The organism is Pseudomonas sp. P179 (genome assembly GCF_000478485.2).
Taxonomy (GTDB): domain Bacteria; phylum Pseudomonadota; class Gammaproteobacteria; order Pseudomonadales; family Pseudomonadaceae; genus Pseudomonas; species Pseudomonas aeruginosa.
This window is the reverse complement of the sequence record NZ_KI517354.1, coordinates 2,050,023-2,063,321: the sequence shown is the minus strand read 5'-3', so window position 1 is coordinate 2,063,321 and position 13,299 is coordinate 2,050,023. Positions and strand designations below refer to the sequence as shown.

Annotated in this window: 15 protein-coding genes; 1 reads left to right on the top strand and 14 read right to left on the bottom strand. The window is 68.2% G+C overall.

Going from position 1 to position 13,299, the window contains the following annotated elements:
- Nucleotides 1-120: 120 nt before the first annotated feature.
- Genes HMPREF1224_RS22115 through HMPREF1224_RS22100 form a run of 4 tightly spaced genes read right to left on the bottom strand, consistent with a single transcriptional unit; the run spans nt 121 to nt 3,616 of the window.
- Nucleotides 121-1,284, bottom strand: a complete 1,164-nt coding sequence (locus tag HMPREF1224_RS22115; protein ID WP_003113768.1) for an osmoprotectant ABC transporter ATP-binding protein OsmV — start codon at nt 1,282-1,284, stop codon at nt 121-123.
- A gap of 12 nt (nt 1,285-1,296) precedes the next feature.
- A complete protein-coding gene (locus tag HMPREF1224_RS22110; RefSeq protein ID WP_003119254.1) occupies nt 1,297-1,959 on the bottom strand; it encodes an ABC transporter permease in 663 nt (220 codons plus the stop codon).
- Nucleotides 1,959-2,894, bottom strand: coding sequence for a glycine betaine ABC transporter substrate-binding protein (locus tag HMPREF1224_RS22105; RefSeq protein ID WP_010793398.1), 936 nt, complete (start codon nt 2,892-2,894; stop codon nt 1,959-1,961). The genes HMPREF1224_RS22110 and HMPREF1224_RS22105 overlap by 1 nt, the downstream gene beginning before the upstream one ends.
- Nucleotides 2,894-3,616 carry an ABC transporter permease gene (locus tag HMPREF1224_RS22100; protein WP_003092982.1) on the bottom strand — a complete coding sequence of 241 codons (723 nt, stop codon included), beginning with the start codon at nt 3,614-3,616 and terminating at the stop codon, nt 2,894-2,896. The genes HMPREF1224_RS22105 and HMPREF1224_RS22100 overlap by 1 nt, the downstream gene beginning before the upstream one ends.
- A gap of 442 nt (nt 3,617-4,058) precedes the next feature.
- On the opposite strand from HMPREF1224_RS22100, the gene HMPREF1224_RS22095 reads away from it, so the two are divergent.
- On the top strand, nt 4,059-5,333 hold the full coding sequence (locus HMPREF1224_RS22095; RefSeq protein ID WP_003105667.1) for a cation:proton antiporter: 1,275 nt from the start codon (nt 4,059-4,061) through the stop codon (nt 5,331-5,333).
- Nucleotides 5,334-5,391: 58 nt separating this feature from the next.
- Here HMPREF1224_RS22095 and HMPREF1224_RS22090 read toward each other — a convergent pair whose 3' ends face one another.
- The 10 genes from HMPREF1224_RS22090 to narX form a co-directional block, all read right to left on the bottom strand.
- Complete coding sequence (locus HMPREF1224_RS22090; RefSeq protein WP_003092978.1) at nt 5,392-5,637, bottom strand: YgjV family protein; 246 nt, start codon at nt 5,635-5,637, stop codon at nt 5,392-5,394.
- Between the two features lie 29 nt (nt 5,638-5,666).
- Nucleotides 5,667-6,566: a TIGR01459 family HAD-type hydrolase gene (locus HMPREF1224_RS22085; protein ID WP_010793397.1), complete on the bottom strand. Its 900-nt coding sequence runs from the start codon at nt 6,564-6,566 to the stop codon at nt 5,667-5,669.
- 104 nt (nt 6,567-6,670) lie between these two features.
- Complete coding sequence (gene tpbA / locus HMPREF1224_RS22080; RefSeq protein WP_003105672.1) at nt 6,671-7,327, bottom strand: tyrosine phosphatase TpbA; 657 nt, start codon at nt 7,325-7,327, stop codon at nt 6,671-6,673.
- 94 nt (nt 7,328-7,421) lie between these two features.
- Entirely contained in the window at nt 7,422-7,808 is a 387-nt protein-coding gene (locus HMPREF1224_RS22075; RefSeq protein ID WP_003113771.1) for a hypothetical protein, read from the bottom strand.
- Nucleotides 7,809-7,828: 20 nt separating this feature from the next.
- The gene (locus HMPREF1224_RS22070; protein ID WP_003113772.1) at nt 7,829-8,659 is read right to left on the bottom strand and encodes an SDR family oxidoreductase; all 831 of its coding nucleotides are present in this window, start codon (nt 8,657-8,659) and stop codon (nt 7,829-7,831) included.
- An 86-nt stretch (nt 8,660-8,745) separates the two neighbouring features.
- Nucleotides 8,746-9,495, bottom strand: coding sequence for a class I SAM-dependent methyltransferase (locus tag HMPREF1224_RS22065; RefSeq protein ID WP_003105293.1), 750 nt, complete (start codon nt 9,493-9,495; stop codon nt 8,746-8,748).
- A 15-nt stretch (nt 9,496-9,510) separates the two neighbouring features.
- Nucleotides 9,511-9,975: a hypothetical protein gene (locus HMPREF1224_RS22060; protein WP_003092973.1), complete on the bottom strand. Its 465-nt coding sequence runs from the start codon at nt 9,973-9,975 to the stop codon at nt 9,511-9,513.
- 171 nt (nt 9,976-10,146) lie between these two features.
- A complete protein-coding gene (gene anvM, locus HMPREF1224_RS22055; RefSeq protein ID WP_003092971.1) occupies nt 10,147-10,542 on the bottom strand; it encodes an anaerobic/virulence modulator AnvM in 396 nt (131 codons plus the stop codon).
- A gap of 84 nt (nt 10,543-10,626) precedes the next feature.
- Nucleotides 10,627-11,286, bottom strand: a complete 660-nt coding sequence (gene narL, locus HMPREF1224_RS22050; RefSeq protein WP_003092968.1) for a two-component system response regulator NarL — start codon at nt 11,284-11,286, stop codon at nt 10,627-10,629.
- Nucleotides 11,283-13,151, bottom strand: coding sequence for a two-component system sensor histidine kinase NarX (gene narX, locus HMPREF1224_RS22045; protein ID WP_003105296.1), 1,869 nt, complete (start codon nt 13,149-13,151; stop codon nt 11,283-11,285). The genes narL and narX overlap by 4 nt, the downstream gene beginning before the upstream one ends.
- Nucleotides 13,152-13,299: the final 148 nt, after the last annotated feature.

Genomic DNA, 13,299 nt, shown 5'->3' with positions numbered 1-13,299 from the left:
GGGCAGGGAGAAGCCCGGCGGATGCCGGGCTTTTTCGTTTCGGCGGGGCGGAAGAGGGCGCCACTCGCCAGGAATACGCTGCGGTTGGCGGCTGCCGGCGGTGAATATCCACCCGGCGGCCTAGGCCCCGACCTGTTCGGCCGGCGACACGATCAGGCCCTTGCCGCCGCGCGAGCGGCCGGAGCTGAGGTAGTCGGCGATGGATTCCTGGGTGACCTCGCCGAGGAACTGCTGGTCGGGGTCGAGCACCGGCAGCCAGGAGCTGTTGAACTCGTACATCCGCGACAACAGGATGCGCAGGTGCTCGTCGTGGCTGGCGGTGACCCGGAACGGGGTGACGAACGGCGCGCAGGTGCCCTCCTGGCGGCGCAGGTCCTTGCGTCGCACGTAGCCCAGGCCCTTGCCCTGGTCATCCACCACGATCAGGTAGCGCCGGTCGTTCTCGTCCATCAGTTCCAGCGCCTCGGCCACCGGGGTCTGCGGCCGGGCGGTGACCAGGCTGCTGTCGGCGGCGTCTTCGGCGCGCACCAGGAGCAGGCGCTTGAGCGTGCTGTCCTGGCCGGTGAAGGCGCTGACGAACTCGTCCGCCGGGTGCGCCAGCAGGGTGTCCGGGTGGTCGTACTGGAGCAGCCGGCCGCTCTTGAACACCGCCACCTTGTCACCCAGCTTGATGGCTTCGTCGATGTCGTGGCTGACCATGATCACGGTCATGCCGAGCTTGCGCTGCATTTCGAAGAACTCGTTCTGGATCGACTCGCGGTTGATCGGATCGACCGCGCCGAACGGCTCGTCCATCAGCAGCAGCGGCGCGTCCGCCGCCAGCGCGCGGATTACCCCGACGCGCTGCTGCTGGCCGCCGGAGAGTTCGCGCGGGTAGCGTTGCAGGTACTGCTTGGGCTCCAGCTTGACCATGCTCATCAGCTCGCGGGCCTTCTCCTTGCAGCGCGCCTTGTCCCAGCCGAGCAGGCGCGGCACGACCATGATGTTTTCCTCGATGGTCATGTTCGGGAACAGGCCGATCTGCTGGATCACGTAGCCGATGTGGCGGCGCAGGGTGACTTCGTCGAGGTCCGCGGTGTCCTGGCCGTCGATCAGCACGCGGCCGGAGGTCGGCGGGATGATCCGGTTGATCATCTTCAGGGTGGTGGTCTTGCCGCAGCCGGAGGGGCCGAGGAAGACGCAGATCTCGCCTTTCTCCACGGTCAGGCTGACGGAATCGACGGCGCGGAACTCCTTGCCGTTCTTCTGGGTGAAGGTCTTGCTGAGCTTGTCCAGTTCGATCATGTTCGGCTCCTGTCAGTGCGCGCTGGCGCGCAGTCCCTTGGGGGTGAGGATGCGTTGCAGCCATTGCAGCAGCAGGTCGGCGGCGATGGCCAGGAGGCTGACCAGTACCGCGCCGACCACCAGCATCGGCATGTTGCTCTGGCTGATGGAAGTGAGGATCAGCACGCCCAGGCCGCCGGCGCCGATCACCGCGGCGATGGTCATCACGCCGATGTTCATCACCACGGCGGTGCGTACGCCGGCGAGGATCACCGGCACCGCGAGGGGAATGTCGACCATCCGCAGGCGTTGCCAGAAGGTCATGCCGATGCCCTTGCCGGCCTCGCGGATGCCCGCTTCGACGCCGGTCAGGGCGAGGTAGGTGTTGCGCAGGATCGGCAGCAGCGAATAGAGGAACACTGCGGTGATCGCCGGCAGCGGCCCGAGGCCCTGGCCGAATACCGAGTAGACCGGCATCAGCAGGCCGAACAGGGCGATCGAGGGGATGGTCAGCATCACCGTGGCGGCGCCCTGCAACGGGCCGGCCAGCCACGTGAAGCGGGTCATCAGCACGCCCAGCGGCACGCCGACGAGGATCGCCAGGCCTACGGCGACCAGTACCAGCAGCAGGTGCTGGAGGGTGAGCTGGCCGACCTGGGACCAGTCGAGATGGGAAAGCACGCTGAAGAAGTCCATTACTGGCTACCTCCCTGGCCGGCCTGGCCGTCGTCGAGCAGGTGGTGTTCGCGGAGGAAGTCGGCGGCGACCTTCTGTGGCGTCTGCTGCTCGATATCGACCTGCGCGTTGAGCGCCTGCATGGTGGCGTCGTCGAGCCGCTCGATGATCGGATCGAACAGCGTGGCGAACTCCGGATGGCGCTGCATGACCTCCTTACGCACCACCGGGGCGGCGTTGTAGAAGGGGAAGTACTGCTTGTCGTCCTTCAGCACGCGCAGCTTGAAATCCTTCAGGCGGCCGTCGGTGGTGTAGACGAGGCCGAGGAACACCTGGCGGTTCTTCAGCGCGGTGTAGACCAGCCCGGCGTCCATCTGGCGGATGTCGTTGCGGGTGAAGTGCAGGGCGTACAGCTCGCTCATGGGGCCGAGGCCGTCGGGGCGGCCGGCGAACTCCGGGTCCATGGCGAACAGGTGGGTGCTCCCGGGCTCGGCCTCCTGCTGTTCGGCGAGCACCCGCGCGAGATCGCTGACGCTCTGGATGCCCAGGCGCTCGGCCTGTTCCTCGGGCATGGCCAGGGCATAGGTGTTGTTGAAGCGGGTCGGCTTCAGCCAGACCAGGCCCTGGGCTTCGTCGAGTTGCTTGACCCGGCGGTAGGAAGCCGCGGCGTCGAGCTTCTCGTCGATGTGGTTGTAGACGATCAGCGACGAGCCGGTGTACTCCCAGACGATATCCAGTTGGCCGCTTTCCTGGGCGGCGCGGGCCAGGGTGCTGCCCAGGCCGGTGGTGACCGTCACGTCGTAGCCGCGCTTCTGCAGGAACTGCGCGGTGATGGCGGTGAGGATGCGCTGCTCGGTGAAGGTCTTGCCGCCGATGCGCAGGGTTTCCGCCTGCGCCAGGCCGGCGGCGAACAGGCCGGCGCAGGCCAGGCAGAGTGAGCGGATCAGTCGGTTCATCAGGCCTCCTTGGCGGTCAGGCCGCGTTCCAGGAACATGCGGCTGAACAGCACCACCAGGGCGTCCAGCAGCAGGGCGAGGAGCGCCGTGCAGGCGGCGCCGAGCAGCAGTTGCTGGTGGTTGTTCAGGTAGATGCCGGGGAAGATCAGGCTGCCCAGGCTGTTGGCGCCGATCAGGAACGCCAGCGGCGCGGAGCCGACGTTCAGCGCCAGGGCCACGCGCACGCCGCCGACGATGATCGGCACCGCGTTCGGCAGTTCCACCCGCAGCAGCACCTGGTTGGGCGTCATGCCGATGCCGGTGGCGGCTTCCTTCAGCGCCGGCGAGACATTGCGCAGGCCCTCGTAGGTGTTGCGCACGATCGGCAGCAGCGAGGCGAGGAACAGGGCGAGGATTGCCGGGCCGTTGCCGATGCCGATGATCGCCAGGGCGATGGCCAGCACCGCCAGCGGCGGGATGGTGTTGCCGACGTTGAACACCTGCATCAGGCGTTCGGCCTGGGCCTGCATGCCGGGACGGCTGAGCAGGATGCCGGCCGGCACGCCGACCAGCAGGGCGGCCGCCATCGAACTGAAGACCAGCACCAGGTGGGCCTGCAAGTAGAACAGCAGGTCCTCGCGGTAGTGGAGGATGGTCGCGGGGGTGATCCAGTGGATCAGCAAGGCCAGTACGGCGGCTGCGGCGCAGAGGCCGAGCAGGGCCTTGCCACAGGTTTTCACCATGGTCGGGACTCCCTTCGGAATGAGCGTTGGCTACGCTGTCGGGCGCTTCGTCGAAGCGCGGAAACAGGCCGGAAATCAAAGGCTTCGGATGGGCACCGAATTCCCGACCCTGAAAGGGTTGACCGTTCGTCGTTCGCGGAGGTTCAACGAAACGGCCATGCTTGTGCCATGACCGGGCCTGGGCAAGCGGCCGCAGCCGCCGTCTCGCCTGGGCTGGCGGCGAACGAAGAAATTTTCCCCGGGGAAGCGGTCGATAATGGCGCTGCCGCGTCGGCGGCGCGCCATGCACCGTATCGGTGCGCTGGACGTCCAGGGCTTTTCTGCGGTTATGATGCGGGTTCCGAAATTTTCTCGGGCTTTTCCAGACATTCGCACCCCACGGTTCACGGATCGGCCTTTTGGGGTAGGTGTTTTACCTTCTGCTAAGGGAGTACCCCGCGTCATGCTCGATCTCGTCGCGGCATTCATTGCCTTGACCACCTTGCTCACCTACGTGAACTACCGCTTCATCCGCCTGCCGCCGACCATCGGCGTGATGGCCACGGCGCTGGTGTTCTCGCTGATCGTCCAGGGGCTGTCGGAACTGGGCTATCCGATCCTCGAGGTGGAGATGCAGGAAATCATCCGCCGCATCGACTTCTCCGAAGTGCTGATGACCTGGTTCCTGCCCGCGCTGCTGTTCGCCGGCGCACTGCACGTCGACCTCTCCGACCTGCGCAGCTACAAGTGGCCGATCGGCCTGCTGGCCACCGCCGGGGTGCTGATCGCCACCTTCGTCATCGGTGGCCTGGCCTACTACACCTTCCCGCTGTTCGGCTGGCAGGTGGATTTCATCTACTGCCTGCTGTTCGGCGCGCTGATCTCGCCGACCGACCCCATTGCCGTGCTCGGCATCCTCAAGTCCGCCGGCGCGCCGAAACCGCTGGCGACCACCATCGTCGGCGAGTCGCTGTTCAACGACGGCACCGCGGTGGTGGTGTTCGCCATCATCCTCGGCATCCTCCAGCTCGGCGAGGCGCCCACGGTCAGCGCCACGGCGATCCTCTTCGTCCAGGAAGCCATCGGCGGCGTGGTCTTCGGTGCGGTGCTCGGCTACGGCGTGTTCGTGATGATGCGCGGCATCGACCAGTACCAGGTGGAGGTCATGCTGACCCTCGCCCTGGTCATCGGCGGTGCCGCGCTGGCCGCGCGCCTGCACGTATCGGCGCCGATCGCGATGGTGGTGGCCGGGCTGATCATCGGCAACCACGGACGCCACTACGCGATGTCGGACGAGACCCGGCGCTACGTGGACAAGTTCTGGGAACTGATCGACGAGATCCTCAACGCCCTGCTGTTCGCCCTGATCGGCCTGGAGCTGCTGCTGTTGCCGTTCTCCTGGCTGCACGTGGCGGCGGCCTTCGCCCTAGGCGGCGCGGTGCTGGTCTCGCGCCTGCTCACGGTGGGCCCGGCGATCCTGGTCCTGCGCCGTTTCCGTGGCGCCAACCGGCAGGTACCGGCGGGCACCATCCGCATCCTGGTCTGGGGTGGGCTGCGCGGCGGCGTCTCGGTGGCGCTGGCGCTGTCCCTGCCGTTGGGGCCGGAGCGCGACCTGATCCTCAGCCTGACCTACATCGTGGTGCTGGTATCGATCCTGCTCCAGGGGCTTTCCATCGGCCCGCTGGTGCGTCGTATCTACGCCGGCCAGCCGCTGGAGAAAAGCGAGGGGGCGCACTGAGCGCAGCCTTCGCAAAGCGAGCGCCCGCCGTCATGGCGGGCGTTTTCGTTGGCGGCCATCAGGCGCTGTCCTGTGGCGCTTCGTTGCGATGGGTGCCGCGCAGGTTCATCGCCGCCAGGCAGACCTGCAGCAGGATCAGCGCATAGGCCTGGGCGTACAGGCCCCAGGCGATCCACAGCAGGTTGCTGGCGAGGAACACCCAGAAGCCGACCTTGCGTCTTCGCCGATGCGCCGACGCCACCAGCCAGGCGGCCACCACTGTGACCAGCATGGCGGGCCATTGCAGGTAGTCCAGCCAGTGCATGCGTGCATCCTTTTTCCGACCTTTGAGGGTCAGACCAGCCCTGGCGCGGCAAAGTGCGGTCGGATCGGATAGCCGTGCAGCAGCGACCTGACCCGCTCCTCGTCGAGTGCTCCGTTGAACTCGGCGCCCAGGGCTTCGCGGTGGATGCCGGTGGCGCCCAGCCAGAGCGTATCGATGCGCGCGGCGAGGGCGCCGGGGACGTCGGTCACCAGCGAGTCGCCGACGAACAGGATGTGCCGCGCGCCGCGCGCTTCCAGTTGCCGCTGGGCGATGCGGAAGGCCGCCGGGTCGGGCTTGCCGTACCAGCTGACCTGGCCGCCTTCCTCGCTGAACAGCTCGGCGAGCATGCCCGCGCCGTATACCGTGCGGCCGCCGGAAACCACCACGCGGTCCGGGTTGGCGCAGAGGAACGGTAGGTCGGTGGCGCCGCGCAGGGGCGCGAAGCGCTGTTCCAGTTCATCCTGGGGAAAGCTGCCGACGCCGACGATCAGCGCCGCCTGGGCGATGTCCTCGACGAAGCGCTCGCGGATTTCCGCCGGCCAGCTCTGCTGGGCCAGGCCGACGCCGGCCAGGTAGATACCGCCACGCCGGTATTCGGCGGTTTGCAGCAGGGCGTCGATGGTCAACTGGCCGGACGTGGTGATGCCGGCGAACCAGTCGCGCCGGATGCCCAGGCGCTCGAGCCCGGCGCTCATTTCCGCCACGCTGCTGGACGAGTTGCTGAGGAACCAGACCGGGCGGCCTTCGGCGTGCCGCCGGGCGAGCCAGGCAAGGGCGCCGGGGAACGCCTCGGCGCCGTCCATCACTACGCCCCAGAGATCGAGAAGGAAGCCGTCATAGTCGGCGTAGAGCGCCTCCAGTTGCGCATGGTCGAGCAGGCGGGTGCTGGTGGCGGCGCTGAAGCGCGGGGAGGTCGGGGCATCGCTCATGGGAGTCTCGTCGCGGCTGTCGAAGTGGGCCGCCGCGTGCGGCGGCGAGTCCCAAGGGTGCCAAACTTGCGTGACGGGACCAAGCCTTTCGGCCCTGCGCGTGTTTACGGCCGGTCGAGCGCCTGGGCCATCCACTCGCGCACATGGCAGACGGCGAAGCGCGACGGGCTGCATTCGCCGTTGGCCATCGCCAGGCGCAGGCCGTCGACGTCGGCGCCGCGCACATAGGCGCTGGCGTCGCGCATGTCGTCCTCGTCGCCGAAACCGCCGTGCTGCATTTCCTCCAGCGCGGCCTGCTTGTCCCAGCCCTGCACGACGATGCGGTACATGGCGGCGAACAGTCCGGTGCGGTTGTTGCCGTGCTTGCAGTGCATCAGTACCGGGCCTTCGCGCTCGGCGGCCTGCAACTGGCGGAGGACGCTGAGCACCTCGGCGTCGTCGACCCGGTCGGCGTGGGTCGGCAGGCTGAGCACCCGCACCGGAGCCTGGCCCAGCCAGGCGCGGTCGTCGTCCTTGATGAAGCTGACCACCGTCTTCACCTGCAGGCGTTGCAGCAGCGCGACGCTCTGTGCGTTGGGCAGCGCGCTGCGATAGAGGGTGGGGCTCATGCGGTAGAGGTTGATCGACGGGTCGACCGCTTGCGCCCAGGCTGGCGAACGCGTGGCGGCAGTCTCGGCGGCATGCAGCGGGCCGCCGAGCAGGAAGGCGCCGAGCACGGCGGCGAGGAGCAGGCGGAGCCAGGCGAGCGGTGAACGGTGCATGTCGGCCTCGTGCGGTGGGTGGCCAACACTAGGCGAGGGCGGGTCAAGCCGAGCTGAAGAGAATGTGAAGAATTCGTTGAGGCAGCCTCACCTGTCAGCGCAGGAAGAATCCATAGACCCTGCCGGAGAAGAACACCAGCAACAGCGCCGGATAGCACAGGTAGTGCAGCACCACGATGAGCAGTGCCGCCGGGCTGGGATCGCCTTTCAGCGAGGCGAGGCCGACCAGCAGCAGGTAAAGGACCCCGAGCACTCCGCCATACAGGGCGACCAGGCGCAAGCGCTCGCCCCAGGTCGGCCAGCGCCGCTGCGCGCGGGCGAACCACCAGGCCAGGCCGCCGGCGACCAGCGCGGCGATCAGCAGGCTGGCCGGCAGGCCGCCGAAGCGGACCACCCCGCGCAGCAGCACGTTGAGCAGGATCGCCGCGGCGATCCCGGCCAGGGCGTAGTAGCGGATGGGTACGGCAAGGCGGTCGCCCATGGCGGTATCTCCTGGCGGTTTCAGAGGCGCGTGTCGAGGCCGAAGCGCTTCTTCAGCAGCCGCTCCAGCAGGCCGCGCGGTAGCCAGCGGGCCAGCGCCGGCAGGGCCCGGCTGCCATTGCCGATGCGCACCAGCGGCGGGCGCGGACGGCGCTGCACGGCGGCTAGCAACTGGCGGGCGAAGTCTTCGGCGGACGTGGGATTGTCCTGGGATGCCGCGGCGCGCGCCTGGATCTGCCGGCGCAACGGCCACCAGGGCGAGCGTTCGTCGACCACGCTGTCCATCTCGCGGCTGGCGCTGGCGCCGAAGTTCGAGGCGATGGCGCCCGGCTGCACTTCCAGCACCTCGACGCCGAACGGAGCCAGCTCCAGGCGCAGGGCATCGCTCAGCGCATGCACCGCGGCCTTGGAGGCGCAGTAGGCGCCGGCGAAGGGCGTGACCAGCACGCCGGAGACGCTGCCGACGTTCACCACCAGGCCGGACTTGCGCCTCAGTAGCGGGAACAGCGCGCGGGTCACGCCGACCACGGCGAACACGTTGGTCTCGAACTGCCGGCGCATGGCTTCGACGCCGCCGTCCAGCAGCGGACCCATGGCGCCGTAGCCGGCGTTGTTGACCAGCACGTCGAGGCCGGCGGCTTCGACTCCCAGTTCCTCGGCCAGACGGGCCAGCGCGGCGGCGTCGTTGACGTCCAGTTGCACCGCCTGGAAGCCGGCCTCGGCCAGGGCACGCACGTCGTCCTCCTTGCGCGCGCTGGCCCAGACCCGGTAGCCGGCGCGCTGGAAGGCGTCGGCGAGGGCGCGGCCGATGCCGCTGGAGCAGCCGGTGACGAAGGCGACGGGTTGGCTCATGGGCAGCGTTCCTTGGCTGGGAGTTGGAAGGAGGGCGGCCTACCGTACTGGATTCGCCGGCCGCGGAAAACCGCTCGAAGGCTCGGTCAGGCGTCCTTGCGCGCGATCCGCAGCGCCAGCGGCATGCGAACCCTGCGTGTCGAGGTCGGCTCGCCCCAGAGCGCGGCGACCCGTTGCAGGGCCTGGCGCACGAAAGCGTTGCCCTGCGCCTCGCGGCACAGGCGGCTGGCCGACCAGGTGGCCATGTAGTCGAACAACCGGGCCAGGCTCCATTGTTGCTCGATGACGAAGGCCGGCGCGGGGAGTTCGCCCAGCGGCAGCTCGACATCCCGGTAGGCGTTCCACAGCAGGCGGTTCTGTTGCGCCCAGTACGGGCCGATCGGGCGCAGGTATTCCTCGTCGATGGCGGCATCGATCTGCGCGTCGATGCTGAACCAGCCGTAGCCCCAGGCGGCGAACACGCCGCCGGGACGCAGCACGCGCAGCAGCTCGCGGTTGAAGCGCGAGTGGTCGAACCAGTGCCAGGCCTGGGCTACGCAGACCAGGTCGAAGGCGGCGTCGGGATAGTCGGTGGCTTCGGCGTCCTGCACGCTGTAGCGGATACCCGGATGGACAACGGCGTGTTCGATCTGCTGCGTGCTGGTGTCGCTGGCGAGGACTTCGCCGAAGTACTGCGCCAGGCCGAGCGCGGCCTGGCCGGTACCGGTGGCGCAGTCCCAGGCGCGCCGGCGCTGGCCGCAGAGCCCGGCGAGATGGCGGTAGAGCGCATCGGGATAACGCGGGCGGGCGCTGGCGTAGGCAGCGGAGCCCTGGTCGAACAGACGGCGGGTTTCCATCGGGTCCTCCCTCGGTCAGTTGCCGAAACGCCCGTCCAGGCGTTCGGCGCGGAATTCCAGGGTGCTGGCGCGATAGCCCGGACGCAGCGGCGGCAGCGGCAGGCAATCGTGCCAGCTGTCGCCGCCGAGCAGGGCGTTCGGCGCCCGGTAGCGCGGGCTGTCGAAGCTGGTGTCGGCCAGGTTGACGCTGTCGCCGGGGCGGTAGGCGGCGATCCTCCAGCGTAGCTCCAGCAACGGACGGTCGCTGCCGTTCTTCAGTTCGACCGCCAGCGGCCGGTCCACCGGACAGCGTTCCGGCGCATAGCTCAGGCGCAGTTCCTGGCGTTGCAGGTGGCGGCTTTCGTCGTTGTCCTGCCAGATCACCCAGGCCGCCACCAGGCCCAGCCCGGCGAGAGCCGCCAGGGAGACCGGCAGGGCCTTGGCCGGGTATCGGACGAGGAGGATGACCCAGGTGAGGACCAGCAGCGCACCGATCAGCATTGAAATGTCCTTTCTTCGAAGCCGAGGGGACATCCTAGCGCACTGCTGCGTATCGCAGGCGGTACGGGCACGCTTACGCGGCGGAGGCGCCGCGATATGCGCAAGGGAGGCCGAAAGTCGGGGATGCGGGTTTCGGCAGGCTGGGGATAGCCGCCGCCCCCGGCCTCGCCGTCATTCGCAGCGGCGCTTGCCGCCCGGCGTCAGCAGACGCTCCAGCTCGACGAACAGGCGCTCGGCGTCCTGCGCCTCGCAGTCCTCGCCGTAGCGCTTCTTCAGGCCGTGTTCGCTGAGGGTCAGGTGCAGGGTCGGGACTACCTCGTGGCGCGCCAGGCAGCCTTTCACGCAATGCAGCGGGCAACCGTCGAGGGCCAGGATCGGTCGCCCGGAGCGGGCCCGGCGGACCAGCAGCGGGACGTCGCCGCCGACTCCGGCGATGCAGGACATCTCCGCCAGCCGGGCGCGATCCAGGCGCAGCGCGAGATCGTTGGCCAGTTGCGCCACGTTGGAGCAGCCGGAGCAGGCGTAGACCAGGGGAAGGGGATCGTCGGGGCTGCGTTCGAACATCATGACGGGCGCCTCGTGGAAGGAAGCCGCCAGTATCGACGCAGCGCCGCGGTGGATTTCTTGACCGGAATCAAGCCCGCGCGCGGCTCACACCAGGTCGTTCTCCACCGCCCACACCGCGGCCTCGACCCGCGAACGCATGCCGAGCTTGTGCAGCACCCGCTTGACATGGACCTTCACCGTGCCTTCGGTGATGTCCAGCTTTCGCGCGATCATCTTGTTGCTGTAGCCGTGGGCGATCTGGCGGAGGATCTGCCGTTCGCGCTCGGTCAGCTCGTCGAGGCTCTTCGAGCGGTCGTCGCCCCGCAGGGCCTGGGCGAGGATCTGGGTCAACTGCGGGCTGAGGGTCATCTGTCCGGTGGCGGCCTGGCGGATGTGCTCGAGCAGGCGCTCCGGCTCCATGTCCTTGAGCAGGTAGCCGTCGGCGCCGGCGCGCAGGACGTTGACCACGTCGCCCTTGTCGTCGGACACGGTGAACACCACGATGCGCGCGTCGACTCCGGCCTCGCGCAACGCGCGCAGGGTGTCCAGGCCGTTCATGCCCTTCATGTTCAGGTCCAGCAGGATCATGTCCGGGTCCAGCTCGGCGGCCAGGCGCAGGGCTTCCTCGCCGCTGCCGGCCTCGCCGACCACGCTGAGGTCGTCTTCCAGTTCGAGCAACTGGGCGACGCCCTTGCGCATCATCGGATGGTCGTCCACCAGCAGCAGGCGAACCGGTTCGTCGGCGGTGGCTGGCATGTCCGTCATGGGGTCGGCTCCTTGGCGGCGGAGGGTTGCAGGGCGGTCGGCACGAAGCTGAAGAGCACTCGCGTGCCGTGGGGCGCGCGCGCTTCGAAGCGCAACTGGCTGCCGAGGGTCTGGCCGCGCTCCTGCATGATGGTAAGCCCATAATGGCCGCTGCGGTTCTGCTGCGGATCAAAGCCGACGCCATCGTCCTCGACGGCGATGCTCACCTGGCCGTCGGCCTGGCTGCTCAGGCGCACCCAGGCCCGTTGCGCCTGCGAATGGCGAACCACGTTGGAGAGCGCCTCGCGGACGATCTGCAGGACGTGGATTTCCTCGTTGGGGCTCAGCGGCACGTGTTGCAGGCGGTTGTCCAGTTCAATCGTCACCTCGCCGCGCTCGCCGAACTCGGCCACGGCGTTCCCCAGCGCGGCTTCCAGGCTCGGCTCGTCGAGGCTGAGGCGGAAGGTGGTGAGCAGTTCGCGCAGTTGCCGGTAGGCGCCGTTGAGGCCTTCGCGCAGTTCGTCGAGGGTGTCCTCGATCTTCTCCGCCGGCGCCTCGCGCTTGAGCAGGGTGCCCAGGCGGCTGACCTGGATCTTCAGGTAGGACAGCGACTGTGCCAGCGAGTCGTGCAGTTCGCGGGCGATGGTGCCGCGCTCGGCGAACAGGGCCAGGCGGCTTTCCTGTTCCTGTTGCAGGGACAGGGCGAAGGTGCGGGCGATGTTGTCGCAGAAGGTCTCGATCAGTTGCTGCTGCCAGTTCTCCAGGCGGCCGCTGCGGCTTTCGATGAACAGTTCGCCGAAACGGTGGCCGGCGATGGACAAGGGCTGCATCAGCAATGGCTGGGCCAGGGACGAGGGTTGGTCGCAGGCGCTGGCCTGCTCGCGGCAGCTACCGCAGTCGCCCTGCAGGCAGAAGTCCGCCGGGCGCTCGGTGGTGGTCAGCGAACTGTAGGCGCGCTCGACCCCGTCCTTGTTCAGGCAGAGGGTCACGCGGCCGGCGTCGAGCACTTTCTCCAACTGGTTCAGCAGCGGTTGCAGGGTGCGGCTGTCGTAGGGGTTCTCGCCCAGCCGGCGGGCGCTGGCGTAGAGCAGTTCGAGGCGCTGGTGGCTCTGCGAGAGGGCGCGGGTCTTGTCCTCCACGCGCTCTTCCAGGTCGCCGTAGATGCTCTTCAGCTCGCCGGCCATCTGGTTGAAGCGCTCGCCCAGTTGCGCCAGTTCGTCCTCGCCGCTGTAGGTGACCCGCGCGTCCAGCTCGCCGCGGCCCAGGCGGCGGGCGGTGCTGGTGAGTTCGCGCAGCGGGCCGATGACGTGATAGCTGAGGTCGTAGAGGGTGACGAACACCACCAGCAGGCTGAGGAACAGGCACAGGCCCTGCACCGTGCTGAGCAGTTGCGAGCGGCGCTCGGCCTTGGCCTGGAGGATGCCGACGAAACGGTCGATGTCGCCGACGTAGGCGTCCAGCACGGCGCGTCCGGGCAGCGCGCGCGGGTCCAGGCGCGCGAGGCCCTCGCGCAGCTCCTGGTGCAACTGGCGGATCGGGTCGTCGGCGTCCTGGCGTTGCAGCAGGCGGCGGATGTCGCCGCTGTCGAGGCGTTCGCCGAGGGTCCCGAGCAGCGCCTGGCGGCCTTCCAGGCTGGGCTCCAGGGCGACCCGGTAGGTGAGCATGCGCAACGAGCCGGCGTGGTTGATCACCGCGGCGTCCTGGTGCGTGTAGTCGGCGAAGAGCAGGGCGCTGAACATCCCGATCAGCGCCAGCGATACCAGCAGGGTGAGGTAGCAGCCGAAGCGGACTACCAGGGAGCGGCGCAGGATCGGCTTTCCGGCCCTGTCACTACCTCCAAAGAATCTGTCCCGCTGGTCAGCGTCCGGCGCGGTCGCCTTGTTCATGAGAAAAGCCTTTTAAAACAGTGAGTTGCGCAATAATTTCAGCCGTACCTCTTTCGAGGTAGGGGCGCGCATCTAGGCACGGAACGGCCGGTATTTCATTGATTCCTATCAAATTTGCATAGGAACACCTTCCCTAGGCTCTCGCTGA